This is a genomic window from Streptomyces sp. NPDC001568 (assembly GCF_042893755.1).
In the GTDB taxonomy this organism is placed as follows: Bacteria; Actinomycetota; Actinomycetes; order Streptomycetales; family Streptomycetaceae; genus Streptomyces.
Window position 1 is genome coordinate 1 of the sequence record NZ_JBIAVF010000026.1, and the last position, 26,745, is coordinate 26,745.

General features: G+C 71.8%; 21 protein-coding genes and 2 pseudogenes. 9 read left to right on the forward strand and 14 right to left on the reverse strand.

Annotated elements, in window-relative coordinates; translation table 11 throughout:
- Nucleotides 1–382 precede the first annotated feature (382 nt).
- Complete coding sequence (locus ACFY0I_RS35435; protein WP_388903620.1) at nt 383–901, forward strand: hypothetical protein; 519 nt, start codon at nt 383–385, stop codon at nt 899–901.
- Nucleotides 902–1,352: 451 nt separating this feature from the next.
- On the opposite strand, the pseudogene ACFY0I_RS35440 reads toward ACFY0I_RS35435, so the two are convergent.
- Nucleotides 1,353–1,577 (reverse strand): annotated as a pseudogene (locus ACFY0I_RS35440) (response regulator transcription factor); the annotation flags it as partial.
- A gap of 436 nt (nt 1,578–2,013) precedes the next feature.
- Between ACFY0I_RS35440 and ACFY0I_RS35445 the strand changes: the two are divergent.
- Nucleotides 2,014–2,469 (forward strand): matrixin family metalloprotease, encoded by a 456-nt coding sequence (locus tag ACFY0I_RS35445; protein WP_388903622.1) that lies wholly within the window; start codon nt 2,014–2,016, stop codon nt 2,467–2,469.
- 93 nt (nt 2,470–2,562) lie between these two features.
- On the opposite strand, the gene ACFY0I_RS35450 is transcribed toward ACFY0I_RS35445, so the two are convergent.
- Nucleotides 2,563–3,402, reverse strand: a complete 840-nt coding sequence (locus tag ACFY0I_RS35450) for an SDR family oxidoreductase (protein ID WP_388903624.1) — start codon at nt 3,400–3,402, stop codon at nt 2,563–2,565.
- Nucleotides 3,403–3,493: 91 nt separating this feature from the next.
- On the opposite strand from ACFY0I_RS35450, the gene ACFY0I_RS35455 reads away from it, so the two are divergent.
- A complete protein-coding gene (locus ACFY0I_RS35455) occupies nt 3,494–3,865 on the forward strand; it encodes a winged helix-turn-helix transcriptional regulator (RefSeq protein ID WP_388903626.1) in 372 nt (123 codons plus the stop codon).
- 506 nt (nt 3,866–4,371) lie between these two features.
- Here ACFY0I_RS35455 and ACFY0I_RS35460 read toward each other — a convergent pair.
- A complete protein-coding gene (locus ACFY0I_RS35460) occupies nt 4,372–8,682 on the reverse strand; it encodes a CHAT domain-containing protein (RefSeq protein ID WP_388903628.1) in 4,311 nt (1,436 codons plus the stop codon).
- 169 nt (nt 8,683–8,851) lie between these two features.
- Complete coding sequence (locus ACFY0I_RS35465) at nt 8,852–9,844, reverse strand: hypothetical protein (protein ID WP_388903630.1); 993 nt, start codon at nt 9,842–9,844, stop codon at nt 8,852–8,854.
- A gap of 312 nt (nt 9,845–10,156) precedes the next feature.
- Between ACFY0I_RS35465 and ACFY0I_RS35470 the strand changes: the two genes are divergently transcribed.
- Nucleotides 10,157–12,046, forward strand: coding sequence for a caspase family protein (locus ACFY0I_RS35470; RefSeq protein WP_388903632.1), 1,890 nt, complete (start codon nt 10,157–10,159; stop codon nt 12,044–12,046).
- A gap of 275 nt (nt 12,047–12,321) precedes the next feature.
- On the opposite strand, the gene ACFY0I_RS35475 is transcribed toward ACFY0I_RS35470, so the two are convergent.
- The 6 genes from ACFY0I_RS35475 to ACFY0I_RS35500 form a co-directional block, all read right to left on the reverse strand.
- Nucleotides 12,322–12,522: a hypothetical protein gene (locus ACFY0I_RS35475; protein WP_388903634.1), complete on the reverse strand. Its 201-nt coding sequence runs from the start codon at nt 12,520–12,522 to the stop codon at nt 12,322–12,324.
- A 46-nt stretch (nt 12,523–12,568) separates the two neighbouring features.
- Nucleotides 12,569–12,832: a hypothetical protein gene (locus ACFY0I_RS35480; protein WP_388903635.1), complete on the reverse strand. Its 264-nt coding sequence runs from the start codon at nt 12,830–12,832 to the stop codon at nt 12,569–12,571.
- Between the two features lie 84 nt (nt 12,833–12,916).
- Nucleotides 12,917–13,963, reverse strand: coding sequence for a fatty acid desaturase family protein (locus ACFY0I_RS35485; RefSeq protein WP_388903637.1), 1,047 nt, complete (start codon nt 13,961–13,963; stop codon nt 12,917–12,919).
- 279 nt (nt 13,964–14,242) lie between these two features.
- Nucleotides 14,243–15,049 carry a crotonase/enoyl-CoA hydratase family protein gene (locus tag ACFY0I_RS35490; RefSeq protein ID WP_388903639.1) on the reverse strand — a complete coding sequence of 269 codons (807 nt, stop codon included), beginning with the start codon at nt 15,047–15,049 and terminating at the stop codon, nt 14,243–14,245.
- Between the two features lie 38 nt (nt 15,050–15,087).
- Nucleotides 15,088–16,293: a cytochrome P450 gene (locus tag ACFY0I_RS35495; protein ID WP_388903640.1), complete on the reverse strand. Its 1,206-nt coding sequence runs from the start codon at nt 16,291–16,293 to the stop codon at nt 15,088–15,090.
- 208 nt (nt 16,294–16,501) lie between these two features.
- Nucleotides 16,502–17,251: an SDR family oxidoreductase gene (locus tag ACFY0I_RS35500; protein WP_388903642.1), complete on the reverse strand. Its 750-nt coding sequence runs from the start codon at nt 17,249–17,251 to the stop codon at nt 16,502–16,504.
- A gap of 120 nt (nt 17,252–17,371) precedes the next feature.
- On the opposite strand from ACFY0I_RS35500, the gene ACFY0I_RS35505 reads away from it, so the two are divergent.
- Nucleotides 17,372–17,737, forward strand: coding sequence for an ArsR/SmtB family transcription factor (locus tag ACFY0I_RS35505; protein ID WP_388903643.1), 366 nt, complete (start codon nt 17,372–17,374; stop codon nt 17,735–17,737).
- A 170-nt stretch (nt 17,738–17,907) separates the two neighbouring features.
- On the opposite strand, the gene ACFY0I_RS35510 is transcribed toward ACFY0I_RS35505, so the two are convergent.
- Both ACFY0I_RS35510 and ACFY0I_RS35515 read right to left on the reverse strand, forming a co-directional pair.
- Nucleotides 17,908–18,483 (reverse strand): hypothetical protein, encoded by a 576-nt coding sequence (locus ACFY0I_RS35510; RefSeq protein ID WP_388903645.1) that lies wholly within the window; start codon nt 18,481–18,483, stop codon nt 17,908–17,910.
- Nucleotides 18,484–18,921: 438 nt separating this feature from the next.
- Nucleotides 18,922–20,427, reverse strand: coding sequence for a SpoIIE family protein phosphatase (locus ACFY0I_RS35515; protein WP_388903646.1), 1,506 nt, complete (start codon nt 20,425–20,427; stop codon nt 18,922–18,924).
- A gap of 259 nt (nt 20,428–20,686) precedes the next feature.
- Here ACFY0I_RS35515 and ACFY0I_RS35520 point away from each other — a divergent pair, with 259 nt between their 5' ends.
- The gene (locus tag ACFY0I_RS35520) at nt 20,687–21,091 is read left to right on the forward strand and encodes an ATP-binding protein (RefSeq protein ID WP_388903648.1); all 405 of its coding nucleotides are present in this window, start codon (nt 20,687–20,689) and stop codon (nt 21,089–21,091) included.
- Nucleotides 21,092–21,203: 112 nt separating this feature from the next.
- On the opposite strand, the gene ACFY0I_RS35525 is transcribed toward ACFY0I_RS35520, so the two are convergent.
- Both ACFY0I_RS35525 and ACFY0I_RS35530 read right to left on the reverse strand, forming a co-directional pair.
- Nucleotides 21,204–22,643: an MFS transporter gene (locus ACFY0I_RS35525; protein WP_388903650.1), complete on the reverse strand. Its 1,440-nt coding sequence runs from the start codon at nt 22,641–22,643 to the stop codon at nt 21,204–21,206.
- Between the two features lie 438 nt (nt 22,644–23,081).
- A complete protein-coding gene (locus ACFY0I_RS35530; RefSeq protein WP_388903653.1) occupies nt 23,082–23,819 on the reverse strand; it encodes an alpha/beta hydrolase in 738 nt (245 codons plus the stop codon).
- 197 nt (nt 23,820–24,016) lie between these two features.
- Between ACFY0I_RS35530 and ACFY0I_RS35535 the strand changes: the two are divergent.
- From ACFY0I_RS35535 to ACFY0I_RS35545, 3 genes and pseudogenes are all read left to right on the forward strand, one after another.
- Nucleotides 24,017–24,106: pseudogene (locus ACFY0I_RS35535) on the forward strand (IS5/IS1182 family transposase); the annotation flags it as partial.
- Nucleotides 24,107–24,764: 658 nt separating this feature from the next.
- Nucleotides 24,765–25,601: an SAM hydroxide adenosyltransferase gene (locus ACFY0I_RS35540; protein ID WP_388903654.1), complete on the forward strand. Its 837-nt coding sequence runs from the start codon at nt 24,765–24,767 to the stop codon at nt 25,599–25,601.
- A gap of 213 nt (nt 25,602–25,814) precedes the next feature.
- Nucleotides 25,815–26,687: an ABC transporter substrate-binding protein gene (locus ACFY0I_RS35545; RefSeq protein WP_388903655.1), complete on the forward strand. Its 873-nt coding sequence runs from the start codon at nt 25,815–25,817 to the stop codon at nt 26,685–26,687.
- Nucleotides 26,688–26,745 lie beyond the last annotated feature (58 nt).

Consider the following 26,745-nt stretch of genomic DNA (forward strand, 5'->3'; position numbering starts at 1 on the left):
CCGGCGCCGAACCACCAGCGGACACAGCAGCACGCACACAGCAGCACGCACACAGCGACGCCCGGCCGGGACAATCCCGCCGGGCGTTCTCGCGTACGCACACCGGCCTGGCCGGACCGGCATGGCTGGACTCGCGCAGGAGCCCACCCCCGACCTGGGTCGAATAGGGGCTCCCCGGACGGATCGAGACCGCGGACCAGGCTCAGGATCGGGGAACGTCCGCCGCGCGGACGGCATGACCCGTCCGCCCCGTATGACCATTCAGCCGAAGCCACTGCGCCAACCTGCTGACAATCGTCCGACAATCAGCAAGTCGTAGTGTTCCTGCGACGCCGGTGACCGAAGCTCCGCTCGTCCAGCATGACGACCTGAGGAGCTACGGATGAACGCTGTACCCATGATCACGCGACGCCTGCGGCCGGTGGCCATTCTCGCGGTGCCCCTTGCCCTCGGCTTCGCCACGATCGCCGCGCCCGCCGCGATCGCCGCCCCCGGCACGGACTCGGTACACGCCCCCGCCGACGGGCCACGCGGCCCCCAGGGCCCCAAGGGCCTCAAGGGCGACCGCGGGCCTGCCGGACCCGCCGGGCCCGCCGGGCCGTGTGTCGACGTCGCCGTCGTGGCCGGCACCACCCCCGGCAGCGAATACAGCGCCGCCCTCACCCGTGGCAAGACCTTCGTCGGCTACCGCCCCACCCTCACCGGCGCCTACACGTGGCGCGACCTGACCCTCCCCGTCACCCCCGGGTACCCGCGCAACACCTGCAGCGTCGGTGTGAAGCTCGCCGGTGAACGCGTCTACGTGAAGGTACTCACCACCGCGGGCGACATCTACGAAACCTCCTGCACCGCTCCCGCGCTCTCCTGCACCCTCGGCTGGACCGCCGTCATCAAGCCCTGACCCCACGCATGCCGTCACTACGGCCTGCGGCCGGCGCTCCCCAGCAGCACGGCTGAACGAGACGCCCGGCGGTGGGGCTCGGACCTGGGCCCAGGGGCGGTCGCAGGCAAGCAGCGGCGAAGAGGTCGTTCCGTCCCAACCATGCGGGCGTGCCCATCCGGCACGCCCGCATCGCAGTGGTGGGTGGGACGCCCGAAGCACTTGTTCAACCCACCCGTTGAACTGGACCTGGTGGCCGTCATCGTCCTCGTTCCGACGGTCGACAGGCCTCCGGGACACACGTCCTCTGCCCGGCCGCGGCCGCACACCGGGCGGCCTGTCGAGCTCACGATGGCTCCTGGCCGCTCGTCCTCAACTCATCGCGCACGCTCCCCGGTTCGTGAGCCGAGCCGGTCTTTCGCATGTCGCGGAGCGGTACGGGCGCGAGTCGTGGTACCGGCCGCAGGGGCGTCGCCGGACCCGCCATGATCAGGCGGGTGGCCTCGATCCCGCCCATGCCGGGCATCCGGATGTCCCTCACCACGACGTCGGGGCCGACCTCCCTGGCCAGTTGAACCGCCTCAGCGTCGGCGCAGGCCCCACCGACGACATCCAGGTCGGGATGATCGGCCATGAGTACGCGAAGACCGGACCGCACCAGCGGCTGGTCATCGGCGAGCACCACCCGAACGGTCATCGGACCTCCACCGGAACTCCGACGGGTGCAGGCAGCGGCAGCCTCGCCGCCACCCGGAAGCCGCCCTCGGCGCGTGGCCCGGCGCTGAGGTGACCGCCCAGCAGGCCGACCCGCGCCCGCATCCCGATGATGCCGAAGCCACGGTCCGAGCTGTTCCCGGGCCGGTGATCCCGGTCGCACTCGCCGTGCTCGTCGTGAGGCGCCGCGACGTGTGAACGTGCCGTAGGCGCATCGCCGTAAGGCGATGGCCGGAGGCGCCCCCGACCTCCCACGCGTGGGCGTACGGCGTCTGACGCCGCCCACGGTGCGACGTTGTGTAGCCGTTACGCTGCCCTGCGTGAACGATCGACGCTTACCACTGCTCCCCATCGCAGCGGCCTGCGCAGTGCTCGCAGTTCCTCCGACTCCGGCCCACGCGGCGGACCCCCTCCCCTGCGTGAAGGGTGAGTCCGAGTCCAGGGCCAGGTCCGCGGTCGACGAGGGGGAGATCCGCTTCACCGACGAGACCGCCTACGACGATGCGCGCAGGTTCGCGATCGCGGCCTGGCAGTACGGCGGCGCGAAGATCAAGATCCTCGGCGACAGCGCGACGACCGTGAACGACCTGGAGTTCCGGGACGAGAACCTCGGCAACGGCCGGGACGCGCCCGTCGGGGAGTACCGCTACCGTGCGGCGCCCGGCTTCACCGACTACATCGTGTTCAACAAGCAGCGGATGGGCAAGGACGCCGACTACCAGCGTCACGTCGCACTGCACGAGTTGGGCCACGCCCTGGGCCTGTGCCACAAACCGGAGGGCAAGTTCGCCACCCTGATGTGGAAAGAGGTCAGGATCTCGATGAACCGGCCGCAGGACGCGGACAAGGCCAACCACAAGAGGCTCTGGGGCTGAGATGGAGCCGGCATGTGCGTTCGGGGACCCGAACACGCCCTGTGTCGCCCCAGGGTGAGAGCGCCCGCGGAGGAAGGCGGAGGCCGGCCGATGTCAGCGGAATGCGGTGACGTTGCGGGCGGCCCAGTCCGAGAAGGGGCGGGGGGCGCGGCCCAGGATCTGCTGGACGTGCGGGCTGACGCGCAGTTCGGCGGGGCTCGGGGAACCAAGGATGTCCAGGGTGTCGTCGGCGAGCTCCGCCGGCATGCTGTGGGTCATGGCGGCCTTGGCCTCGTCGCGGGTGAGCTCGTGAAAACGCACCGGCGAGCCCAGCGCGGCGGCGATGGCCTCCGTCTGCCGGCGCGGAGTGATCACCTCCGGGCCGGTCAACTCGTAGGCGCCACCGGTGTGCCGGTCATCCAGTAGGCAGGCCGCCGCGACAGCGGCGATGTCGGCCGGGTCGATGATCGGCACCCCGACGTCGCCGAAGGGCGCGGCAACGACCTTGCGCGTGCGGACGGAATCGGCCCACCACAGGGCGTTGGAGGCAAAGCCGCCCGGCCGCAGGATGGTCCATTCCAGGCCGGACTCCCGCAGCGTGTTCTCCAGCGCGCGCATCGCGATGCGCGTGGGGCCGAAGGGCCTGGTCATCACACCCAGCGTGGAGAGCAGGACGACCTTGCGGACCCCGCCGGCCGCGGCTTCGGCGATGATGTCGGCAGGGTTGGCTCCAGTGGCGTGCAGGTCGCCGGAGAGCAGCACGAACAGCGCCTTCGCGCCGGCCAGGGCGGGCCTGAGGCCGGCCGGGTCGGTCAGGTCGGCCACCACGTGACGTGCCCCGTCCGGCACGGGTGCCGCATGCCGAGAAACGGCCGTCACCTGCCGGCCCGCCTCGGTCAGCGCCTGCGTCAGCGGGCGGCCGATGTTCCCGGTAGCCCCGGTCACCACGATCATGATCAGCTCCTTGTCGTAGGTCCTGTACGGCCACGACACTAGGAGTCGGACTAACTTTTGGTAAGGACATACCTTTAGGTAAGCTCATCCCATGACGGATAGCGCGCAGCTCACCGGTACCACTTCGGAGAAGCGGTATGACGTGTTTCACACGGACTGCCCCGCGCGCGATGTGATCAACCACCTGACCAGCAGGTGGGGCGTCTGGGTGCTCATCTCCCTGCGGAGCAACGATCTCCGGTTCTACGAGCTACGCGACAGCATCCAGGGCATCAGCGAGAAGATGCTCGCCCAGAGCCTGCGTGCGCTGGTCCAGGACGGACTTGTCCGGCGGGAGGTCGAGCCGACGACGCCGCCCCAGGTCACCTACGGGCTGACCGAGTTCGGCCGGGACATCGGCGAACCGTTGACGGAGCTGTTCGACCGGGTCACACGCCGGCTGCCGCCACGCAGCGCGGCGTAGCGGGGCAGCGGGGCAGCGACGCCGCTTCGTGCCGCATTTCGTGCCGCACAGGGGATCAGCCGTCGGCGCGGTCGGTCTTGAACTCGACGGGGGGGCCTGGGACCGGGTGCTGCACAGGGGCACGGTGACCGTGGAGCCGCAGTTGTCGGTGACGACCACCCGTGCTCCGTACGACCGGAACGAACCGACGCGGGTCCGTCCGCTACGGCGTCGAGCGCGACGCGCTCGACCGACGCGGTGACCACGGCCAGGTCCACTTTTTTCGTCCCGCCCTTCACCTCCACCCCGCTCTCCACCGGATGGTTGAAGAAGACCAGGTCGTCGTCCCCGCGCACCCTGCCGTCAGGTCCGATCAGCACGGCGCACACGTCGATCTCCGGGCTACGCGAGCCGGACCCTGCACCAGGGCGCCGGCAGCGGGGCGTTGGCGCCTTGGGCGAGTCTGGTGTCCATCGGTGGCCTCTCGTGGTGCGGTCCCGGCTCCCGGTCCCGTCCCGTGCGAGTGGTCAGCGGCCCGTGGCGATGAAGCCCGCCCAGGCACTCAGGTCGTCGGGCACGATGCGCGGCAGCAGCCGCGCCATCCCGTCGGGCGCGTGCGGTGGCAGCGACCTCCCCGGGTCCGCCATCCACCGCTGCGCCAGCCGCAGGGCCTCGGCGGCATCGCGCCCCTCGGCCCGCAGATAGTGGTGGGTCATGAACATCAGCAGTGACGTGGCCTCGTCGGGCACCGGCCACAGCGAGCCGACCACCGTCCGCGCTCCGGCCGTGAGGAACGCCGTGGCGAGGGTGTAGGCCTCGTTGGTCCCCCGCCCGGAAACATGGCTGCGGCAGGCCGCCAACACCACCAGGTCCGGGTGGCCGGTGTCCGCGCCCCCGTCGATGACTTCCGTCAGCTCCTCCGCCGCCAGGTTCCCGCCGTGCAGCAGCAGTGCCGCGCTGTGCCGTACGTTCTCCAGCACCGCGGCGTGGCAGGCCAGGTGGAGCGTGCCGCCCCGGCCGGCGCCGGACCGCAGCCACTCCAGTACCTCCTCCGGGCGGCCCGGCCCGGCGGGCACGAGGAGGCTTCCGGCACCGGCCCGCCCGAGGAAGACGGCCCGCGGGTAGTAGGCCTCGCGCACGGCCACCGCCTCCCGGCCGGCGAAGGGCAGGTCTCCGGTCGGATCGCCGACGATGAGCGCCGCGTCCGTGCGGGGCCGCGCGGGGCGCTCGGCCACCTCGCACAGCAACCGGGCCGAGGCGGTGTAGGTGAACTCCGCTGTGTCCAGCACGTACCGGCGCCCACCGCCGGTCGTGGCGCTCCAAGCGGCGTGCCACGGCACGGCCGACAGGTCCCCCATGGGCACGAGGACCAGCCGCGGCACACGGCCGACGGGCAGAACCGGTACGTCCTGCCGCAGGCCGCGTGCCAAGGGTTCCGCCACCGACTGCCAGGCCCAGGCGCACACCCGGTCGAGCCGCTGGGACAGCGGCCGAACGCGCGGGGCCGCGCCGGGCCCGGCGCCCATGTCCCGCCGCCCACCCGGTCCCGCCCTCCCGGTGCCGGTGAGGTAGTCGAACGCGGCGACCGGGTCGAACCCGCCGGCCGGCCCGGACCCGGCGCCCGGCCCCGCTCCGCCCGCTGCCGGGGCACCGGCCGGGCTGCGTGCGGACCGCAACCGCCCGTCGGCAGGCCGGAGGAGGTACTGGCGCATCGGCTCCGCGTCCTCGCGCAGCAGGGGCATTGGTACGACGCCGGTCCGGCCGTCGGCTGCCACCACGAGCGCGGCGCCGGCGTCCTCACCGGAGGAGCCGGCCGGCCCGGCGGGGAGCAGGTACACCAAGGCGTCGCGCCCGAGGGCGCGCAGGGCGGCGGCGATCCGCGGAACGCTCGGCGGGGAGAGCAGCCGGTCGGCCGCGACGCCGTCCAGGGCCAGCAGGACGTCCAGGACCTCGCGGCGCAGGCCGCTCGCCGGCGCGGCGCCGGAAGCGAGCGCCCGAGCCCATCGCGCCGCCGGCTCGCCGTGCCCGGCGTCGGTCAGGCGTCGTTCGACGGTCCTGGCCGTCGTCGCCGCGTGCAGCACGAGGCCGCGGCAGGCGTCGAGGGTGCTGACGGCCTCGGCCGGCTCCCCGTCCGCCAGGCACCAGCGGGCCACCGTCAGCGCGGTGGCGGTCGCCCCGGCGGCGGCCACCGCCGCGTCGGCCGTACCGGACTGGAGGAGCACCCCGTACGCGGTGGCCCGCAGCGCGTCCGCGGCGATGCTCCGGGCCGCCGCCCGGTCACCCGCGGCGCGGTCGTCCCGCAGGCGCAGCGACTTGGCGAGCAGGAATCCGCTGCGGGCGCGCAGCGGGTGCTCGGGGCCCCTCGTTCCCCGGTACGTCTCCTCCAGGACCCCGATGGCTTCGTCGAGCCGCCGGCGCCGCGACCAGGGACGGCCCAGTACCGCTTCAGAGCAGCCCAGGAAACCGAGGAGCATGCCGGACATGAGCCACACCTCGTCGCCGCGGACGGCCGAGGCCCGGGCCGCGCCCAGCACGACGGCAGCGTCCCGCAGGGCGGAGCGGTCCCCGTGGTCGTGGGCGCGGGCCGTGCGTGCGGCACCGATCGCCCCCAGCAGCGCGGCGCGCTGAAACGGGGGCATGCCCGCCGTGGAGCCGACGAGTTCGCGCGCGGCGGCATCGCCGCCCGCAAGTGCGGCGGCGGTGGGGGCAAGCTCGAGCCGCAGGGCCGCCCACACCGGATGGTCGGGGTCCAGAGCGAGGTCCTCGGGGCGCAGGGCGGCGAGCGCCCGGTCCCGTCGGCCGGCGGGACCCGGGGACAGGAGGGCCGAGAGGGCGGACTGGACGGTCCGGAGCAGTCCGAGGTCGGGCAGGCCCGCGCGCTCGACCTCGGTCATCGTCTCCATGCGCCGCACCATGTCGCGCAGTGCCCGCTCGCCCGCCGCGATGTCGTCGTGGCCGCCGTTCACCAGGCCGTGGAGCATCGTGAGGACGGCCCCCATGCCGACCATGACGTCAGCGTGCCCGGCGGCCTGCCCGCCGGAGCCGGGGGCCCCTGCTCCGGTCGCCGCCGCCGCGGCTGCCTCGGCCGCGAGGCCCAGCAGGGGGCCGGTGCGCAGTGCTCCGTAATGGCCCTGCGCGATGCTGCAGGCCATGCTCGCGGTCCGGTCGACCTCCCCTCCCGCGGGTGCGACCGCATCCAGGAGGGCCTGGAGACGGTCGGGAGTGAGCCGCGTCCGGTCGGGGTCGAGCAGGGGGGAGTTGCGCAGCAGGAACACCGCGTGGGAGACGTGGTCCGCGTCGCGGCCGGCCCCCTGCTGCCAGCGCCCGAACAGGTCCTCCACGCCTTCGGTGGGGCCGACGAGCCGGTCGACGGTGCCGGTCCAGTGCTCCGGCGCCGCCGGCGTGGCCGCACCGGCCGCCGCGGCGGTCTCCGCCCGGAAGCCGGCCGCGCCGGGGTCGGCGGTGCTTCCCCCGCTGTCGAGCAGCTGTGCCCGGACGACGGCCCGCATCAGGAGCGCCGAAAGGAGCGTGTTGGGCTCCGCGGTCCGGTCGAGGACGGTGGCGGCGGCTCGGGCGGCGGCCAGCAGCTCCGCCGGCCGGCCGCGGGACAGGTCCAGGCGGTACGTGGCCAGTTTCAGGTACGGGACGTGCGCGGGGCCGTGTTCCGGCCGCCAGCGGCGGGCGGCCTCCGCCAGCAGCCGCAGGGCCCGCTCCCGCTCCGTCCGGTCCGTGCCGGCTGCGGGGAGGTCGAGGAGGAAGCAGGCCAGGGCGGCGAGCACGTTCGGGACAGCCGTGCCGGTGTGCGCGGGAGAGCCGGTGATGTCCCGGACGCGCGAGGCCAGTGCGCCCGGCGGGGCGGCGGCTGCGTCCGCCCGCCAGGCCTGCACCGCGGCGCAGACGGCCAGGGTCTCCGCCCGCTGCGCGCGGTCGGCCCAGAAGGCCTCCTCGGCGGACGCGGACTCCGCCGCGGAGGTGGCCTGCCGAGCCCTGGCCGCCTCGCCCGACTCGGTGAAGGCGGCTTCCGCCGCGCGCAACAGCCCCGCGTCCGAAGCCAGTTCTCCTTGGTCGAAGAGGGCGAACCCGCGGCCGCCCGCGAGGAGCGACACGTCGATGTCGACGGCGTCGGCGTCCGCGTCGGTGTTCGCGATCCGGGTGGCTGCGGCCTGGGCTTCGGCGAAGTGGCGGGCCGCCTCGGCGAGGGCGGGTGCGTCGCCGTTCGCCGAGGCCCGTTCGTACAGCAGCCTGGCCAGGGCCTCCTCCGTCACCGCGCGGTCGGCGGGCACCAGGGCGGGTTCGCCGTCCAGAGCCGCCGTGTAGCCCGCCACGGCCCGCGCATGGTCGGCGGCCTCACCGGTGAGCGACCAGCGCAGCGCGGCGAGGTCGGGTAGCCACAGTCGTGCCCGGAGGGCCGCGTCGGCCTCCGCGGTGCCCGGCGGGAGACCGACGACAGCCGCGACCAGCGCCTCGGCGCGGTCCACGGCGGTCAGCGGCGGGCGTCGGTCGTGCTCCGCGAGGAGCAGTTGGGCCAGGTGCAGGTGGCCACGGGCGCGGAGTTGCGCGGGCCCGCCGGCCGCCGCCAGGCCCCGCTCCAGCGCGGCCCGGGCCAGTTTCCGGTCGTACGGAGCCTGTTCGGGGTCGCGGCCGTCCTCCACCCGCTCGGCACAGAGCAGGCCGAGCCGCAGCCACCCGCCGGCCGCCTCCGGGGAGCCGGGGGCGGCCTCCCGCACCTCCCCCAACAGGAGGTCGCGGTCCCAGCGGGAGGCGTCGTACGACCTGCTCACCCAGGGGGTCGGCAGCGGGTGGGCGGGATCGAAGCCGGGGCGGCGGAAGCCGGTCATCGTGGGTTCCCCTCGGGGGTGCGCCTCGTCCTGGTGCGGGTGCGTGGCGGGGGCGGGTGTCGGCGGCAGCGGCAGGTGGGCGCCGGGGGGTGCCTCCGTGCGGTGGGCGGTCGGGCGGCGGTCGCGCCCGCGCCCGCGGCGGTCGGGGCGCGGCGACCCGTGCCCCCGTTCACGGCCGCAGGACCACGCCGTGCCGGGTCGTCAGCCGGTGGACCTCCCACCACGTCACGGCGGTGACCGTGAGCGGCCCGCCGAGCAGGAACAGCAGGGCGAGCGGTACCGGTCCGGGCGGCATGCCCGACACCAGGACGCCGACGGGCACGAACTCCCACATCAGGAGGGCGGTCAGCAGACCGGGCAGGGCCTTGTGGACCTGGCCGGTCCCGAACCCGGCGCGCACCACGAGGCTGGAGGAGAAGACGGTGAACGCCGCGGCCCACAGCATCAGGGCGAGGACCGCGATCCCGAGCCCGAAGGCGATGTACGGGTGGTCCACCAGGGAGTTCATCACCGGAGTGGCCGCCAGCGCCAGCAGCGGTACGACCGTCAGCGCGCTCACGTACTTGGCCACGGTGATGAGCGGGACACGGAGCTGGGCCTTCATCCGGGCGTGCTCGTTAACGGACGCCCAGCGCATGAGCAGGTAGACGAGCAGTGGTGCGCTCAGCACCAGGAGCCAGGGCGCGACCAGCAAGCGCACTGCGCCGCCCGTCAGGGCGTCCTCGAAGTCCTTCTGCGCCCCGTAGGCGAGGAGGAAGACGGCCGAGGTCAGCACGGCGAGCACCGCGCGCGCCTTCTTCACCCGCGACAGCGGATGGTCGAGGACCGGTTCGCGCTGCAAGCGGAACACACGGTGGGCGCGACTGCGGGCCGACCTGGCCAGCGAGTACAGGATGAGCAGCGGGATCGTCCCCGGCACCAGCAGGACGAAGCCGCTGACGCAGCCGGGCATGGACTGCGCGATCTCCCCCACCGACCGCCACTCGTTGAAGGCCTGCGGGCCGTTGCCCCAGCCCGGCCCAGGATGGGGAGCCGGGTATCCCCGGCCGGGGGCGGGGTTCGGTCCGGAGCCCCAGGTCTGCGGCTGTCCGGGTATGAAACCGTGCCCGTACGGACCGCCGGGGCCGCCGGGCGGCATCGCGTTCGGAGTGGTGTCGGTCATGGTGTCCCCCTTGCGCCGGAGACCTTCGAGAAGGGCGACGCGGTGCTACGGAACGGATCAGGCGAAGGCATCTCTGGGTACGGAGGCGTGCGTGCGTGCGCGTGTGCGTGTGCGTGCGTGGGCTGGCCGGGCGACGGTGACGTGCGTGCCCGAACGCCGTCACGGCCCGGCCCCCGAACCCGTGCGCCGGGCGGGTGCCACCCCAAGTGAACCCCAATCGGCCCCCGTTGAGGGGCGGTTTCACCGTCTACGCCCCGAGGACAACCCGGATTCGCCCTGCGGGCGCCCCGGCTCCTCTGCCAGACTTGCCGCATGCCGACGGTCAACTGCCTCCTCGTGGGCATCGACGCCTACCCCATCCGTCCCCTGACCGGCTGCCGCAATGACGTGGCGTCCGCCGAGCGATGGCTCCGCTCGCTCGCGGACCCCGTTGTGAACATTCGCGTGCTCTCCGACGCCGAGGCCCACCGGTCGGCCGTCGTCGAGGCGATCACCACGCATCTCGGCGCGGTCGGCCCCGGGGACACCGCCCTGCTGTGGTTCAGCGGGCACGGCTCCGACAGCGCGACCGCGGATCGGCGCGAGGCCACCGGCCGGGCGCAGGCACTGGTGTGCCACGACAGCCTGGACGACGGCGGCCTGCCCCTGGCCGACGAGGAACTGGGAACGTTGCTGGACTCGATCGCGGCGACCGGCGCGCACGTCGTGGCCGTCCTCGACTGCTGCTACTCGGGCGGGGCGACCCGCGACGAGGCCGGGGTCCGCAGCCTGCCGTGGCAGCCGTCGTGGGACCGGCTCGGGCGGCGCGGCGCAGGGGACCCGGCCACGGTCCCGCGCCGGCACGTCCTGCTGGCGGCGAGCCGCCTCGACGAACTCGCCTACGAGACCCACGTCCCGGACGCGGTCATGGACCCGTACGCGGCGCACACGGCCACGGCCACCCCCACGGGAACCTCAGCCATCGAACCGGGGAGCACCCACGGGGTCTTCAGCGCGGCGCTGTTGGGGGTCCTCGCCGACCTGGGCCCCGGCGCGGCGTGCCGGGAGCTCCTCGACCTCGCCACGGCACGGATGCGGGGCCGGCCCGGTCGGCAGCACCCCACCCTCCACGGCCGGGGGGACAACGGGTTCCTGCACGGCGGACGGGTGCCCGCGTCCCGGTTCCGACTCGGCTTCACCCACGGGTCCTGGACGGTCAACTGCGGTTCCGTGCACGGGCTGCACGCGGCGGGAGGCGAGTTCACCGTACGGCTTCCGTCGGGCGGGTCCGGGACCGTCGTGGTGCGTGAGGTGTTCTCCGGACGGTCCCGGGTGGAACCGCTGGACGGTCTGGCCGGCGTGCTGGACCGCACCCGCCTCACACCGGCGGTGCCCTCCGCCATGGCCTTCCCGCCCGCGGCCGTCATGGTGGCCGGAGGCAGTGCGTGGGCGGGACCGCTCAGGGACGCGCTCAAGGACCATCCGCTGCTGTCGGCGGGCGGTGGCGGGACGCCGCTGACCGTCGCCGTCGCGGACGGGGTGGCCCGCATCACCGGCGGCAGCCGCCCCCTGCCGCCGCTGCCACTGCGCCGTGACGACGACGTGGCGGCCGTCGTCGACGCCTTGGCGCACCTGGCCCACTGGCACCGCGTGCGCGCCCTCGCGAACCCCGACCCGACCCTGTCCGCGCTGGTCCGCGTCCGTGTGGAGCCGATCCTCGGCGCCCAGCGCCTCTCGGCCCCGGGCGAGCTGGTGCACGAGTACACCCCCGGAGGGCATCCGCCGCAGGTCGGCGTCACGATCCACAACGACTCGGACCGCAGGCTCTGGTGCGCCCTGCTGGACCTGACGGACAGCCACGGCATCTCGCACGAGCTCTACGAAGGCGACTTCGTGGCGCCCGGCCACACGGCGTACGCCCGCAGGGGCGCCCCCGTCCACCTCTACCTGCCCGAGGACCGCCCGGTGCGGCCGGGCGCGTACGTGCAGGACTGGCTGAAACTCATCGTCGCCGAGAACGAGTTCGACCTCGAGCCCCTCCTGATGCCCGCTTGGTCCGCCGAGAGCGCAGCGCGCGGGGCCCTCGGGCCGTCCGCACCGCTCCTGCGCCTCGCCTCCCCCGCGGTCGACCGCGACATGGGCCCGCCCCTCGCCGCACCCGGCGAGTGGGGCACCGTCATGCTCGCACTGCGCACGGTGGTCCCGGGCCCGCCCGGACTGTGAGGACGGCCACCGGGGGCCGCCGCCCATGACCTGAACAGGTCTCGGCAGCCCGGAGGGCCGGCCGACGGAAAACGTCGGCGAACACCCCGAACATGACCAGGACCCCGCCCCACAGGCCCCAGCCGGCGCTCCGGGCCACGATGCGTGCCGCCACCGCCGGCCAGGGCAGTAGGTTGCCTGCGGCGAAGGGACCGTACGCGGTGACCATCAGGATCCGGTGCTGCTCGTGCGCGGTGACGACCCCGGCGACAGGTCGACCAGGTGGTAGGAGGGGGTCAGAAGAAGAGGCCGACTACACCCACCAGCGCGATGAGACAGCCGATCCCGATCACGGACCGCCGGCTCATGTCCCTCAACGGGACACCACCCGCAGCCATGCCCCAGGATTCACCTTGGTAGGAGTTCTTGTAGCGGGACCCCACGGTGGCGAAGAACAACCCGAACGCCATGAGCACCACACTGACCACGACCGGCATCCAACTCTCCACTTCCTCCGGGCTTCCACACGGCCCCTCCGGGGGGTCACGCTCCTTGCGGGTGGCCGCCGTCTCCCTCGACCACCAAGCGATCGATCCCGGGCTCTTCGGTGCGTTCGGCGATGGTGACGTCAATCCGGCCGTCACCAGTGGTGTCGAACTGGTAGAGGTCGGCCTGCCCGTCACCGGTGGTATCGATCATCCACACGTCGGGCCTCCCGTCACCATTGGTGTCAGCGCTGAGGACGACATGGTGCTCGTCGCCCTGGGTCTCGATCACTTCTTCACCGGCATCCCTTGTGGTGTCCATGACTGCCGGATGCCCTCGGGTAAAGGGCCGAAACGAGCACGGGCAGCCGGCCTGCGCAAAGGCCGTCCGGCACCCAACCTGCGGTCAGGTCGCGCGGGCTTGTCGAAGGGGGGCGCCGGCGTGGTGGAGGCCGGCGAGGGTCTGCCGGTAGGAGTTGATCAGGCTGGTCTCCAGGTAGCTGACTCCGAGTTCCTGGCAATGGCTGCGGACGATGGCCTGGGCCTGGCGCAGGTGCGGGCTGGGCATGCTCGGGAAGAGGTGGTGCTCGATCTGGTAGTTCAGGCCCCCGAGGACGAGGTCGATGAACCAGCCGCCCCGCACGTCGCGGGAAGTCAGCACCTGGCGCCGGAGGAAGTCGGGCCGGTCCTTCCCGCGCAGGGTCGGCATCCCCTTGTGGTTCGGGGCGAAGATGGAGCCCAGATAGATGCCGAACAGGCACTGGTGCACGAACAGGAACGCGACCGCCTTGCCGGGGGTGAGCACCAGGAACAGCGCACCGAGATAGACGGAGAGGTGTGCGAAGAGCAGGCCTGCCTCCCACGCACGGTTCTTGAGGGACTTGTCCGCCAGCGACCGGATCCCGGACACGTGCAGGTTGAATCCTTCCAGTGTGAGCAGCGGGAAGAACAGGTACGCCTGGGAGCGGCCGATCAGCCGCGGCAGTCCCGTGGAGGTGCGGGCCTGCTCCTGGGTCCAGACGAAGATGTCCGGATCGAGGTCGGGGTCGAGGTCTTCGTGGTTGGGGTTGGCGTGGTGGCGGGTGTGCTTGTCCTGCCACCACCCGTAGCCCATGCCGATGCCGAGGTTCCCGGCGAGGCGCCCGGACAGTTCGCTGGCCCTGCGCAGGCGGAAGACCTGTCGGTGCGCGACGTCATGCGCCAGGAGCGCCACCTGCCCGAACACGAAGGCGAGGAATCCGGCGACGAGCAGTGTCCACCAGCTGTCGCCGATCACTACGAACGCCGCCCAGCCCGCGGCGTAGAGGAACGCCACGGTGGCGATGCGGATCGTGTAGTAGCCAGGGCGGCGAGCCATCAGTCCCGCCGCCTGGATCCTCTTGGAGAGCCGGGCGAAATCGCTCCCCGCCCCCGCTGGAGTGGGCAGGGGAAGCACCTGTTGTAGGGGATCCATGGTGAGAGGTCACTTTCCGTCGTCCACCACCCAGCGGTGATGGAGGGATCCGCCGGCAACGCCGAACCGGCGCGCCGGGACCCCGTGTACTCGGCGCCTACCCGCAATCGGGGAATCGACCGCCGCTGAGCGAAACCCAGCCATCCGGCCGGCGCCTCCAGTGCCGTGTGGGGGCCCATCAGGGGCGGAGCGCAGGCGCCGGAGAGGGTGAGGAACGGGTTCAGGACGGTGGGATCGCCCACTGTGGCGGTGGACCGGGCACGCCGAGTGATCGCTGGGTCAGCCTGCGGAGTCCGGCGGGACCGTCCAGGTCGCGGGCCGCTTTTCGCAGAAGGCAAGAGCTCCTTCCGCTGCCGAGTCCGTGGCGAAGACCGGGGCGGTGAGGGGGTCCTGGACGGTGAACGCCGTGTGGTCGTCGAGACCGCGGGTGGCTGCGACGACCTGCCGGGTGACCCGGACGGCCCGCGGCGCATTGGCCCGGATCCGGGCGGCGAGGGCGAGGGCGGCGTCCAGTGCCTTGCCCTGTCCGGTCAGGTGGTTGACGAGCCCGTGCCTGGCTGCGTCCGGGGCCGCGAGGGTGCAGCAGGTCAGGAGCATTTCCATGGCCAGGTGGTGCGGGAGGCGGCCGGGCAGACGGATGGCCCCGCCTTCGGAGGCGACCAGGCCGCGCGCGGGTTCCGGAAGGGCGAAGAACGCGGTGTCGGCGGCGGTGATCAAATCGCAGGCGAGAGCGAGTTCGAAACCGCCGGCGACCGCCGCGCCCTCGACGGCCGCGATGAGCGGCTTCGAACGGCGGGCCCGGGTCAGGCCTGCCAGGCCCCGGTCCGCGACCCTGGGCACTCCTTCGCCGGGGAAGGCTTTGAGGTCCATGCCGGAGCAGAAATGGCCTCCCGCGCCCGTGAGGATGCCGACCTCGAGTTCCGCTTCGTGCTCCAGGTCGGTGAGTGCGGTGTCGACGGCGTCGGCCAGGGCCTTGTTGACGGCGTTGCGTACGGCGGGCCGGTTCAGGGTGATGACCAGGACGCCATCGCGTCGCTCGGTCAGCACCACTGGATCCGCGATGGGTACGGAGGGGTTGCTCATCATGTCCGTTTCGGCTCGGGCGGGTGGGCAGGAGGGTCGGGTCAACCGCGGATGAGGGGCAGCGCGGCGAGTCCGCGCATGACGCGGGCCGGCCGCCAGGCGAGCTCGGCGGCCGGTTTGGCCAGCCGCACCGGACCCAGGCGTTCCAGGAGCAGGGGGAAGGCCACGGTGGCTTCGAGGCGGGCGAGGGCGGCTCCGATGCAGAAGTGCGGGCCGTATCCGAAGGCGAGGTGGTCGTTGGGGGTGCGGCTGAGGTCGAGGCGGTCCGGGTCGGGGAACTTGTCCGCATCGCGGTTGGCGGAGCCGATCAGGAGACTGACGGGCTCCCCCACGGCGATGGTCCGGCCGTGCAGGCGAATCGGTTCGGCCGCACAGCGGAACGTGGCGTCCCGCACCGGTGAGTCGTAGCGCAGCAGTTCCTCCACCGCGGTGGCCACAGGAACGTCCGGGACGTGCTGGGCGGTGAGGCGGACGGCCTGGCCGGGGTGGCGGAGCAGGGCGAGCATCCCGTTGCCGATGAGGTTCATGGTGGTGTCGTGCCCGACCAGCAGGAGGAGGTAGGCGGTGGAGCGGAGTTCCTCCTCCGTGATGGCCCCGCTCTCGTCGCCTGCCCGGACCAGGGCGCCCAGCAGGTCGATGCCGTCGGGTGCGTGTCCGCCCCGTTTCCCGGCGATCAGCGCGTCGAGGAGGCTGTGCAGGTCCCGTTCGGCACGGCCGGGGCTCACGCAGCCGGTGGGGCTGATGGTGGCCATGAGGGTGTCTCGTGTCTCGGCCGTGTCCAGGTGCGCGGGAACGCCGAGGATCGCGCAGATCATCCGGAACGTCAGGGGCGCGGCGAACTCCGTGATCAGGTCGAGGTACAGATGATTCTCGACCTGGTCCAGCAGTTGGTGGGCGGTCTCGGTGATGAAAGGTTCCAGCAGAGCGATACGGCGGGGCACGAACGCGGAGTTGACCAGGGTCCGCAGGCGCGTGTGGTCCGGTGCGTCGGCGTGGACCAGGTGCCGGTTCAGCCCCGCGGGCCCGGGCACGTATCCGGGGACCCGATCCGGGTCCTTGCTCAGGCGGGGGTCGGTGAGCAGCGCGCGAACGTCTTCGTAGCGGGAGACCTGCCACACGGCGGGCCGGCCCGGGCGCCGCTCGACGTGGGCCGGGGCGTTGTGGCGCAGCCACGCGAAGTACGGGTACGGGTCCCGCGCCCGGGCCTCCGACAGATGGGCGGGCGGGTACACGGTTTCAGCGGGCACAGCTACTCCGGGCGCGGCAGGAACAGGCAGACACCCCCAACCAACGACAGCCCTCACCAGGGGATACGGTGCACGGCCACCCTCGGCCGCGGGCCGGCGGACGCGGAACGCGTCAGGCCCCGGGGCCGCCCGGGAGCTCCGGGGTGGGCGGGAGGCGCTGGGTTCGCGGGCCGGCCGGAGGTTTCGGTGCGGGGTGGGAGTGGCCCGGTCACAGGGATCGGGCGGCGCCGCCGTCGATGCGGATGGACTCGCCGTTGATGTAGGTGGCGTCGTCGGAGACGAGGAAGCGGGCGAGCTTGCCGATCTCCTCGGTGGTGGCGTAGCGACCGGCGGGGATCTTCGCGAGGAAGGCGGGGTCTTCGGGCCGGCTGTTGACGTAGCCGGGCATCAGGGAGTTCATCCGGATTCCCTTGACGGCGTACTGGTCGGCGTAGAGCTTGGTGAAACTGGTCAGGGCGGTGCGCATCGCGGAGTTCACGGGGATCATCCCCATCGGCTCGAACGCCGTGTACGAGGACAGGTTGACGAACGCGCCCTTGCCGGCCCGCTCGAAGTGCGGGGTCACCAGGCGGGCCATCCGCACGACGCTGAGCAGGAGCATGTCGAGGCCGTCGTGCCATTCCTGATCGGTGACGTCGAGGAGCTCGTCGTTCTTCGCGTGCCCCGCGCCGTTGACGACGGCGTCGATGCGGCCGTACCGGTCCAGGGTGGTGTCCACCAGGCGCTTCAGGTCGGTGGGGTCGGTGAGGGAGCCGACGACCGCGGTCGCGCCGAGTTCGTCGGCGAAGGTGCGGATCGATGCGTTGATGTCCAACAGGGCGAGCCGGTAGCCGGCCTTCGCGAGCTCGCCCGCCATGCCCCGGCCGATGCCCGAGCCCGCCGCGGTCACGATCGCCACGGGGGCGTCGGTGGTCGGTGTGGGGGTGTGCTCGATGCACGTGGTCGGGGTGGCGCTCATGGCGGCTCTCCTGAAGGGGGAAGGGGGGAACCGCCAGTACGACGGTACGAGAATCACCGTACAGTCATACCTTCGAATCGGACAATCGACTCAGTACGTGACTCGTCGTACAGTCTGAGGATGGCCACCTACCATCCCCACCGCGACCAGCTCCTCGTCGAGGACGTCCTCTCCGCCCTCGGGAACCCCGTTCGCCTGGGGATCGTCCGGGAACTCGCCGCAGCCGCGGGAGAGCGGACCTGCGGCAGCCTCCCCCTCGACGTCACCAAGGCCACCGCCACCTTCCACTGGCGCGTGCTGCGTGAATCCGGCATCACCCGCGAGCACAAGGTCGGCCGCTACAAGGCCGTCGAACTCCGCCGCGAGGACCTCGACAGTCGTTTCCCCCGCCTCCTGGACGCCGTACTCGCCGCCACACCCCCCACCCGGAGCACCGACGGGGCCCCGGCCGAAGACCTGGACCGGGCCCCCACCACCACCCCGTAGCGGACGGGGAGGCGAGCACGGCGCGGGTGGCGACCCAGCGGGCGGTGACGGTGGCGCCGGTACCCCCGAGGGCGTACCGGTGCCACCGCCGACGTCACCCGAGATGTGAGCCGTCCGCTCAGAGCGCGGCGGGGGCGCATCGCGCGGCGCGAACACGGACCACGGCGCACCTAGTCGGTGCAGTAGCGCTTGATCGCCGCGTTGAAGGCTGCGTCGAAGGCCGCGTCATGTGCCTCCTTCGCCGCCTTTTGGGACGCCGCGTCGGGCACGAGTCCCTGCGGCACCGGCTTGGCCTTGGGCTTCGCGTCGCAGTTGCCGGCCTGCGCCAGTTCCTTGCCGATGGTGAAGCCCTCGGTGGCGCCCGCCTTGCGCGCCGCGTCGACAGCGTTCTTGTTCACGGCGTCCTGGGCCGCCTGGCCGCCCAGGCAGCTCGCGTTCAGCCCACCGCCGTTGGCCGTGTACTTGCCGTTGGGTTGGTCGGCAACCGAGAACTTGCCGTCCTCGCCGACGGTGACCAGTACGCCTCCGGGGCCGTCGGTCTGGTCGACGGTCACCTTGGTCCCCTTGGTGAAGCCCTCGCCGGTAATGATCGACTTGGTGGCATCACCCGGCTTCGCCTCGACGAAGCATTGTGCCGAGGGCAGGGCCTGCGGAGCAGCCGCCCATACGGCCGCAGCTGCCGGCCCGAGAGCCAGCGAGCAGGCCAGGACGGGGGCGCTCAGGATCACTCTGGTGCGCTTGTTCATCTCAGCTTCCTCATGCCTGTGGGGGGCGCGGTAGCCGCATCAGGAACGAGGGAGCTGCCATGCGGCAGGGGGACGACGTAGGCCACGTGCTGTCGCAAACGGCGAAGACGAGTGCGTCCCGAGCACTTACCGATTCGCCCCGTAGGGAGTCCGGTCCATCAATTCATCCTCCCTCTCCCCTCCGAAGGTGTCGAGCCGGGCAGAGTACGCGCCGCCCTTGGAGGTCCTCACCAAGGGCGTGAACCTGGCGCCGGCGATGAGGCGGAGGCCGCCCTCCGGTCGGCCCCAGCATCAATTCGTGGGGCCCCACCCTCAAGGGAGCCTCCGGTCGCCGGAGTTGGTATGACCTGCTCCCCTGTCGATCGCATGGCGTGCGGGGTGTCACCGGCTCCGGAGGCGTCGACAGACCGTCGATCAGGGGCGTGGCCACCGACTTCTTCAGCCGGTCCGCCCCGCCGTCGGTGTGGCCCGGGCGATGAGCAGGGCCACGTCGTCGTGGTCTCCTGGGTGACGCAAGGTTTGCAGAAGCTGATCGCACGTGTCGTCCAACGAGCGGTGTGGGTCGTTGAGGGCATCGAGGAGGACCTCGAGGCGGGCGTCGATCGGCTCATCGCGGGTCTCGACCAGGCCGTCGGTGTAGAGGACGAGCTGTTCGCCTGCTCCGAAGGCGAGGCTGGTGGTGTCGAAGGCAACGCCGCAGCCACCCAGCGGCGCGCCTGTGGGCAGGTCGAGGAACTCGCGGCTGCCGTCAGGGTGGGAGAGAACGGGCGGCAGATGCCCGGCGAGGGAAAGGTGAAGCCGCGCCGTTCGTGGGTCGTAGACCGCGAAAACGCAGGTCGCGATGGTGTCCAGGCCCTCGGTGACGTGGTCGAGGTGGTGCAGGACCTGCGCGGGGTCGAGATCGAGATCCGCCAGCGTTCGGGTGGCGGTGCGCAGCTGGCCCATGGTGGCCGCGGCTGCGACTCCGCTCCCCATGACGTCGCCGACGACGAGAGCGGTCCTGTCGCCGCTGAGGGGAATCACGTCGAACCAGTCACCACCGATTTCCATGGTGGCCTGGGCGGGCCTGTAGCGTGTGGCGACCTCCAGGCCCGGCCGCGAGGGCGGTGTGCGGGGCAGCAGGCTGTGCTGGAGGGTGAGGGCCGTGTGCCGCTGTTCTTCGACGGCCCTGTGGCGCTCGGTGACGTCCACGCTGGAGGTGGCCACGCCCAACACGTTTCCGTTGGGTGCTTCGAGTCGGTAGAACGAGATCGACCAGGCGTGGTCGTGATCCGGATCGGCAGGAGTACGGCCGACGGTGTACTGATCCACGATGGGAATCCCGGTGGCCAGGACTTCGCGCATCGCCGCTTCGAAGGACGCGTCCACGGCGGGCAGCACCTCATGGACGTGCCGACCGATGTGCCCGGCGGCCGGCACCCCGTTGAGTCGCTCCTCCGCGGGATTGACCGAGACGTACCGCAGGTCGGTGTCCAGGACGCCCACTCCGATGGGCGACTGCGCCACCAGTCGAGCGGACAGGGCCAGGTCGCGTTCGACCTGCCGAACGGTCGCCTGGTCCGCGGCAAGGCCCAGGGCGTAGTACTCCTCCTGGGAGTCCAGCAGCCGCATGTTGCGGAACTCGACCATCCGCGTACTGCCGTCCTTGTGCCGGATGGGGAAGGTCCCGACCCAGTTGCCCCTGCCTTCCATGACCTGCGCGAACATGTCCAGCACGACCGCCAGGTGCTCTTCATGGATCAGCAGGCGGCCCGCGAACTCGCCGAGCGCCTCTTCCGCGGTGTAACCGAACAGGTCCTCGGCCTGCGGGCTCCACAGGTCGATCCTGCCTTCGGCATCGAGGAGAACGGCCGCAACACCCAGCACGTCGAGCAGGCCGCCCGGCCCGGACGCAGCCGTCCGCGCCCGGTCGGCATCGCCCCGCGGTGGCTCGATCGCATCCATACTCCGGACTCCTCTCGGCCGCGTAAGGCCACAGCCCTGGCAGGCCGGGGCCGTGACCCGGCTCCTGTGCTCACCGCCATCCCATCGTCCCCCTCCACCGGCCGTACGTGCGCGCCACGCCGCCGGGTGCCGGTCACGGGCGGTGCTCCCCTCCGGCACGTGGGTGGGCCGGGTCATCGCTGCCCGGGTTGAACGGACCGCGGCCGGGCACACGACCGGTCAGGCACCGCCGGACACTCACTACAGACCGGAGCGCGCGATGACCGCCATGACCGCCGAACGCACCACTCTTCACCCTCCGGTCGCCGACGCCCGCCGGACCGCCCGCACCTTCCTCGGATCGCTCCGGGAACCGATCATCGACCAGGACGGCGCCGACGGTGTCCTCCTGGTCGTCTCCGAACTCGTGACCAATGCCCTACGCCACGGTGGCGGCGCCTACACCCTGCGCCTGACCGCCCACCCCGGCTGCATCGAGGTCACCGTCGAGGATCCCAGCCCGCTGATGCCCCACCTGCGCGCCCCCGACTTCGTCGGCGGCACCGGCGGATTCGGCTGGCACATGGTCAACGACCTCGCCCTGGCCACCGTCGTCACGCCCACCTCCGAGGGTGGCAAGACCGTACGTGCCTTCCTCCCCCTGCGCCGGGCCCTCGACACGTAGCCCCGGGCCCGATCGAGCTCATCCGCCGGCGGATCCCAGTGGATCCATCGGGGCTTCATCGCGCTCCGTCGCGGCGACCTGCCGCTGTGCGACGAACCGGCGGGCCGCGCCGTCAGCAGCGGCGGGTCTGGTACGGCACGGGGGTGGGGAGCGGTTCGGTGGGCGTCGGGCATCGGGTCACGGCGACGAGGAAGGTCAGGGCGATACCGCCCGCCACGACGAAGAGCGTCGTGCTGATGCCGTCGGCGGTGGCGATGCGGAGCCGTTCCCCCGAGAGGCCGTCGAGATCCGCCGTCGCCACCAGGACGAGGAGGGCGAGGCCCACGGCTGCGCCCGTGCCCGAACCGGTGGAGGCGATACCCGAGGCGATGCCTTGCTGTCGGTCGGGGATCGCGGTGGCGGCGGCGATGAACATGGCGGTGAAGACGACCCCGTCGCCGGCGCTGAGCACCACGAGGCCGGGGACGAGTTCGGCATACGTGCCGTCGGGCGAGATCGCGAAGCCGAGCGCGACCGCGCCGAGCCCACCGACGGCGAGGGCTCCGGCCAGCGTGCGCCTGAGACCGAAGCGCGTCACGAGGCGGCCCGCGACGGTCGAACCGGCCACCACCACGGCTGTGGGGATGAGGAATCCCGCGCCGGTCTGCAAGGCGTCGTAGCCCAACACCTCCTGGAAGTAGATGGACAGGAAGTAGAGCACGGAGCCGAAGGTCGCCATGAACATGAAGGCGATGACGACTCCGGTCACCAGGTTGGGGTTGGAGAGCAGCCGGGGCGGCATGAGCGGGTCGGAGCTGCGCCGCTCGATGACGGCGAAGGCTCCGATCAGCAGGAGACCTGCTGCCGCGCTCCCCAGGATGCCCGGCGAGAACCAGCCCCATCCGGGGCCCTGCACGAGGGCGAACACGATGAGGGTGACGCCGAGGGAGATGCTGAGCGCGCCGGGCAGGTCGAACTTTCGTCCCTTCTCGCGTTCGCCGTCCCGGGGGATCACCACGAAGGCGAGGAGCAGCGCGGGGCCGGCCAGCGCGACGTTGACGAAGAAGACCGCTTCCCAGCCGAACGCCTGTGTCAGGAGGCCGCCGAGCAGCACCCCGATGACGAGCCCTGCCGCGCCCGACCCTCCCCAGATCCCCAATGCGCGGTTACGGGGCCGGCCTTCGGCGAAGGTGGTGTTGATGAGGGCCAGGGTGGTGGGGAAGACGAGGGCTCCTCCGAGGCCTTGGACCGCCCGGGCGACGAGCAGTGTTCCGGGGCCGGTCGCGAGTCCTCCCACGAACGCCGCCCCGGCGTAGAGCGCGAGACCCGTGGCCAGGATGCGGCGCCGGCCGAGCAGGTCCGCGGCACGCCCACCGAGCAGGAGGAAGCCCGCCGAGGCCACGGCGTAGGCGCTGATGACCGACTGGAGCGTTCGGGCGGAGTAGCCGAGGTCGCGTGCGATGTCGGGTAGCGCCACGACCACGATGTACTGATCGAGCGAGACGATCAGCATGGCGAAGGACAGGAGCACCAGCATCGCCGTCTCACGACTGCGACCGGGTCCGTCCGGCACGGACCGTTTCTCCACGGGGACCACGGCAGCGCTCCTGACGACCGATCAAGTCTGCGCTGATTCTGGTTCGGAGTTCCAAGGCCGTCCTTCGGCCCGTCGCGCAGGCCGGGCGGGAAAAGACTAGAGGGCCCTCACCATGTCGGCCTGCTGGCCACGCCGGCCCTGAGTGATTTCGAATCCCGCCCGCTGCTTCCCCGGACGGGCTGAAATCGACGCCGTCGGCGATCTGCCACCTCCAGCGCGACCGGGGCGCTCCGGATGGCTCGGGCTGGACCGGCCGGTACGCGTTCGTGCCCCGTCATGGGCCGTCAGGCTGCTGACCGGGCACGTACTGCGGCCCCGAACCCATGCGCTGGGTTCGGGGCCGCAGGACGGATGGGACCGGCGCCCGGCCGGCCAGGTCGGCCGATGTGGCGGCGCCGGCCGCTCAGGGCCGTCTCACTTCAGGTGCCGGGCGAAGAACCGGGCTCCGGCTTCGAGTTCGAACTGCGGGACGCCGGTGTGCCCGCCGAGATTGGCGTGCAGGGTCTTCTCCCGTGAGCCGAAGGCGTCGAACAGGTTCAGGGCCGCCTGCCGGTCGTTCCCCTCGTCGTCCCACTGCAGCAGGACGTGCAGCGGAATGGTGACCCGGCGGGCCTCCTCGAACATAGTGGCGGGCACGAGGCTCCCGGCGAAGAAGCCGGCGGCCACAATGCGGGGTTCGACGACCGCGAGGCGGACGCCCACGGAGATCACTCCCCCCTCGTACCCGACCGGGCCGTCGATCCCGGGCATCGACAGGAGGGAGTCCAGGGCGGCCCGCCATTCCGGGACCGCCCTTTCGACCAGCGGGAGGATGAGGGCGTCCACGATCTCGTCGCCCACCGGCCGGCCGGCCTCCATCGCCCGCCGCAGGTCGGCGCGGGCCTGCTCGGCGGCGGCCCAACGGGGCCGTTCACCGCTCCCGGGCAGCTCGATGGTGGCTGCGGCGAAGCCGTACTGCGCCGCGTAGTACCGGGCTCCCCCCGCCAGCCGCGGGTACATCTTGCGCAACCCGAGCGGAGGGTGGCCGATCAGGATCAGCGGCGCCGATGCGGGCGCGGGTTCGGGCGTCCACAGGATGCCGGGGATCTCACCGAGGGTGAATTCGCGCTCAAGGACACCGCCGTCGAGACGCTGTTCAGAGGTGAAGTGCATGGGTCGTGCCTTTCGGGAGTGCTCACCAACGGCGCTCCCGGACGACCTGACTATCGTCCGACCGTGACCCCGGAGGGGAGCACCCATGTCGATACTGCGTTCACGGGTACCACCTCCTCGATCTCTCGCACGGCCTCGGGAAAAGTAGCAGTGGTCGCGGTGGGCGCCAAGTGGTTTTGGCACGTGCCTCCGCGGCACCCCGGCCGCGGCCCGCCGCCGATGGCGACCGGTCGTGGATCGTGGACGGCACCCTGATCCCGGTCCGCGACCGCGCCGTCGCCGCCTCCGGTTCCTGGGCCCCGCGCCATCGTCGTGGTGAATCCGCGTGTTGGGCTGAGCGCACGTCACACCGTCAATTGGTCGCCGAGGGGGCTGTGCAGGTGGATAACGAGGTGTCCCTGGCGGGCCCGGGTGACCAGTCCCGCGCGGTGCAGGACTCCGAAGCGCTGGCTCACGGTGGTGGGGCTGAGGCCCAGTCGTTGGGGTACGCGGCCAGTGCGGTGCCGTGACGAGAAGCCGGTCGGCCATGGGAGCGTGACGCCGCTCGTCCCCCGGCCCGAACGGGCACGCGCGGAGCCTCGGCGGCGGGCGGCGCGGCGGGCCTGCTCGAACGCGTCGGCCACCGTATCGACTGTCGCCCCGACCGCCCTTACCTCGTCGCCCCGTGGGCGGCCGACCTGCGCCGTTTCGCTCCGTGGACAGGAATCGGCACGGTCCGTGGGCGGTGCTAGCATCCCGTCCATGCAGCACACCACCACCCTCGCCATGATGCGAATGATGCCCCCACCTTCGGAGGCGCTTCGCTAGCGAAGCCGTGTGCGCACACGATGCGACGGACCCTCCGGAAACGGAGGGTCCTTTTTTGTTGCCCCGGGGCCGGTCGGCACCGCCCCCGGGGCCACCCCTCACTCCTGCCCTTGCCATCCCGAAGGTGAAGAACCCGCTATGACCCTTCTACCCGTCATCTCCCTCACCGACTGTGCCGACCCCAACGCCCTGGCACGGCAGTCCACCCGGATCGCCACCCTCTTCGGATCCACTCCGACCGTCCTGCCGCTGGGCGGGGCGGACCCGGAGGGCGCCGCCGCCCTCACTCTGCTCGACCTGCTCCGGTCCACCGATCTCGTCGGCGGGCCGACCCAGCCCGTGGTGGTGCTCGTCAACATCGCCCCGAGGGACGGACACTGGCCCAACGGCGTGCCGTTCTGCTACTTCCGCCACGGCGATCACCTGGTCGTCAGCACCCTGAACCCGCGGGTGCTCGCACCGCTGGCCTCCTACCTCGGCCTGACACGGGTACAGGTCACCGACGTGCGTACGGTGTTGGAGGCCGCGTCCGCCGACTGGGCCGACCTGACGCCCGACCAGGTCGAGGAGATGGTCCGGACCCAGTTCCGGAGCCTGTGGTACGCCCCGCTGCTCGCCCGCTGGCTGGCCGACGGCCGGCCGGTGCCCGCGCAGCCGGCCGAGGTGTCCGCACCGGTCGCGCAGAACGTACGGGTCGCGGTCGTGGACAACTTCGGGAACTGCAAGCTGGACCGGCCCGCCGCCGACCTCCCCGGATACGGCGACGCGAAGAGCATCCTCGTCCACAACCGGCAGCAGGGACGCGACGTCCGGGTGCGCTGTTACGACCGGCTGCCCGACGTTCCGCTCGGCGAGCCGGGGATCACGGTCGGCAGCTCAGGGATCGGTTTCGCCGAACTCGTCGTGCGGGGCGGTTCCGCAGCCCAGGTATTCGGTCTCGTCGAGGGCGACCAGGTTTTCCGTCTCACCAGCTGACATGTTATCAATGCGTTACTCGTCGGGGGCCTGCTGAGATTGACTCGGGTCACCGCGAACCGGAATGCTGAATCCATGTCCGGAACTCTCCTGCTGGTACGCCGCCGCCACGTGGACAACGTGCGCTGTGCCGCCGATCTGTGTCGCTGAACACGCACGGCACCGGTTTCTCTTTTCCGTACCTTTCCCGGACTCTTTCTGAAGGACTTCTCGATGTCCCGTACCCGAATAGCCCTCGCGGCTTCCGCCGCCACCGCCCTCGTGCTCGTGGCGGCGGCCTGCGCCCCGCAGCCGAAAAGCACCCCCCAGGCGGGCGGTTCCGCGGCTCCCACCTGCACCACCGACAGTCCGGCCCTGCACAAGCGCGGTCGGCTGACCATCGCCACGGATTCACCCGCGTACGAACCCTGGTTCGAGGACAACACGCCCTCCAACGGAAAGGGATTCGAAAGCGCGGTGGCCTACGCCGTGGCCGGAAAGCTGGGTTTCGGTCCCGACAAGGTGCAATGGGTAATCGAGCCCTTCGCTCATTCCTATGCCCCCGGAGCGAAGTCCTTCGATTTCGACATCAACCAGATATCGGTCACCCCGGAGCGGGCGAAGGCTGTCGATTTCTCCACCCCGTACTACACGGCCAACCAGGCGATCCTGACCGTGGGCGACTCGAAATTCGCGGGCGCCACGTCCCTGGAGGGTCTCAAGGACGCGCGCATCGGTGTGCAGGTGGCGACCACCAGCTACCAGGCGGTCCTCGACCAGCTCAAGCCCTCCAACCGGCCGAGCGTCTTCAACACCACCAAGGACGAGGTCAACGCGCTCAAGAACGGGCAGATCGACGCGATCGTCACCGACCTGCCCACCGTCTTCTACCTCGCCGGGGCCGAACTCGACAACGCCAAGATCATCGGCCAGTTCGGGTACGCCGGCGGCACTCCCGAAGAGTTCGGGCTGCTCCTCCCGAAGGACAGCGGCTACACCGCCTGCGTCAACCAGGCCCTGGAGGCCCTCAAGGCCGACGGCACGATCGCCAAGCTCACCACGCAATGGCTGTCCGCCTCGGCGAACGTTCCCGAGCTGAAGCCGTAGCGGGCCGACCGTGAACCTCAGGAAAACGGCCGGGCCCGCCCCGGAGGCAACGGCCCAA

What these genes read in the sequence shown, in the direction of transcription:
- ACFY0I_RS35480 (WP_388903635.1), bottom strand. Translation starts at nt 12,832, where the DNA reads ATGGACACCACAAGGGATGCCGGTGAAGAAGTGATCGAGACCCAGGGC.
- ACFY0I_RS35505 (WP_388903643.1), top strand. Translation starts at nt 17,372, where the DNA reads ATGGCCACCTACCATCCCCACCGCGACCAGCTCCTCGTCGAGGACGTC.
- ACFY0I_RS35450 (WP_388903624.1), bottom strand. Translation starts at nt 3,402, where the DNA reads ATGATCGTGGTGACCGGGGCTACCGGGAACATCGGCCGCCCGCTGACG.
- ACFY0I_RS35500 (WP_388903642.1), bottom strand. Translation starts at nt 17,251, where the DNA reads ATGAGCGCCACCCCGACCACGTGCATCGAGCACACCCCCACACCGACC.
- ACFY0I_RS35460 (WP_388903628.1), bottom strand. Translation starts at nt 8,682, where the DNA reads ATGACCGGCTTCCGCCGCCCCGGCTTCGATCCCGCCCACCCGCTGCCG.
- ACFY0I_RS35510 (WP_388903645.1), bottom strand. Translation starts at nt 18,483, where the DNA reads ATGAACAAGCGCACCAGAGTGATCCTGAGCGCCCCCGTCCTGGCCTGC.
- ACFY0I_RS35475 (WP_388903634.1), bottom strand. Translation starts at nt 12,522, where the DNA reads ATGCCGGTCGTGGTCAGTGTGGTGCTCATGGCGTTCGGGTTGTTCTTC.
- ACFY0I_RS35435 (WP_388903620.1), top strand. Translation starts at nt 383, where the DNA reads ATGAACGCTGTACCCATGATCACGCGACGCCTGCGGCCGGTGGCCATT.
- ACFY0I_RS35515 (WP_388903646.1), bottom strand. Translation starts at nt 20,427, where the DNA reads ATGGATGCGATCGAGCCACCGCGGGGCGATGCCGACCGGGCGCGGACG.
- ACFY0I_RS35470 (WP_388903632.1), top strand. Translation starts at nt 10,157, where the DNA reads ATGCCGACGGTCAACTGCCTCCTCGTGGGCATCGACGCCTACCCCATC.
- ACFY0I_RS35545 (WP_388903655.1), top strand. Translation starts at nt 25,815, where the DNA reads ATGTCCCGTACCCGAATAGCCCTCGCGGCTTCCGCCGCCACCGCCCTC.
- ACFY0I_RS35540 (WP_388903654.1), top strand. Translation starts at nt 24,765, where the DNA reads ATGACCCTTCTACCCGTCATCTCCCTCACCGACTGTGCCGACCCCAAC.
- ACFY0I_RS35530 (WP_388903653.1), bottom strand. Translation starts at nt 23,819, where the DNA reads ATGCACTTCACCTCTGAACAGCGTCTCGACGGCGGTGTCCTTGAGCGC.
- ACFY0I_RS35485 (WP_388903637.1), bottom strand. Translation starts at nt 13,963, where the DNA reads ATGGATCCCCTACAACAGGTGCTTCCCCTGCCCACTCCAGCGGGGGCG.
- ACFY0I_RS35490 (WP_388903639.1), bottom strand. Translation starts at nt 15,049, where the DNA reads ATGATGAGCAACCCCTCCGTACCCATCGCGGATCCAGTGGTGCTGACC.
- ACFY0I_RS35465 (WP_388903630.1), bottom strand. Translation starts at nt 9,844, where the DNA reads ATGACCGACACCACTCCGAACGCGATGCCGCCCGGCGGCCCCGGCGGT.
- ACFY0I_RS35520 (WP_388903648.1), top strand. Translation starts at nt 20,687, where the DNA reads ATGACCGCCATGACCGCCGAACGCACCACTCTTCACCCTCCGGTCGCC.
- ACFY0I_RS35455 (WP_388903626.1), top strand. Translation starts at nt 3,494, where the DNA reads ATGACGGATAGCGCGCAGCTCACCGGTACCACTTCGGAGAAGCGGTAT.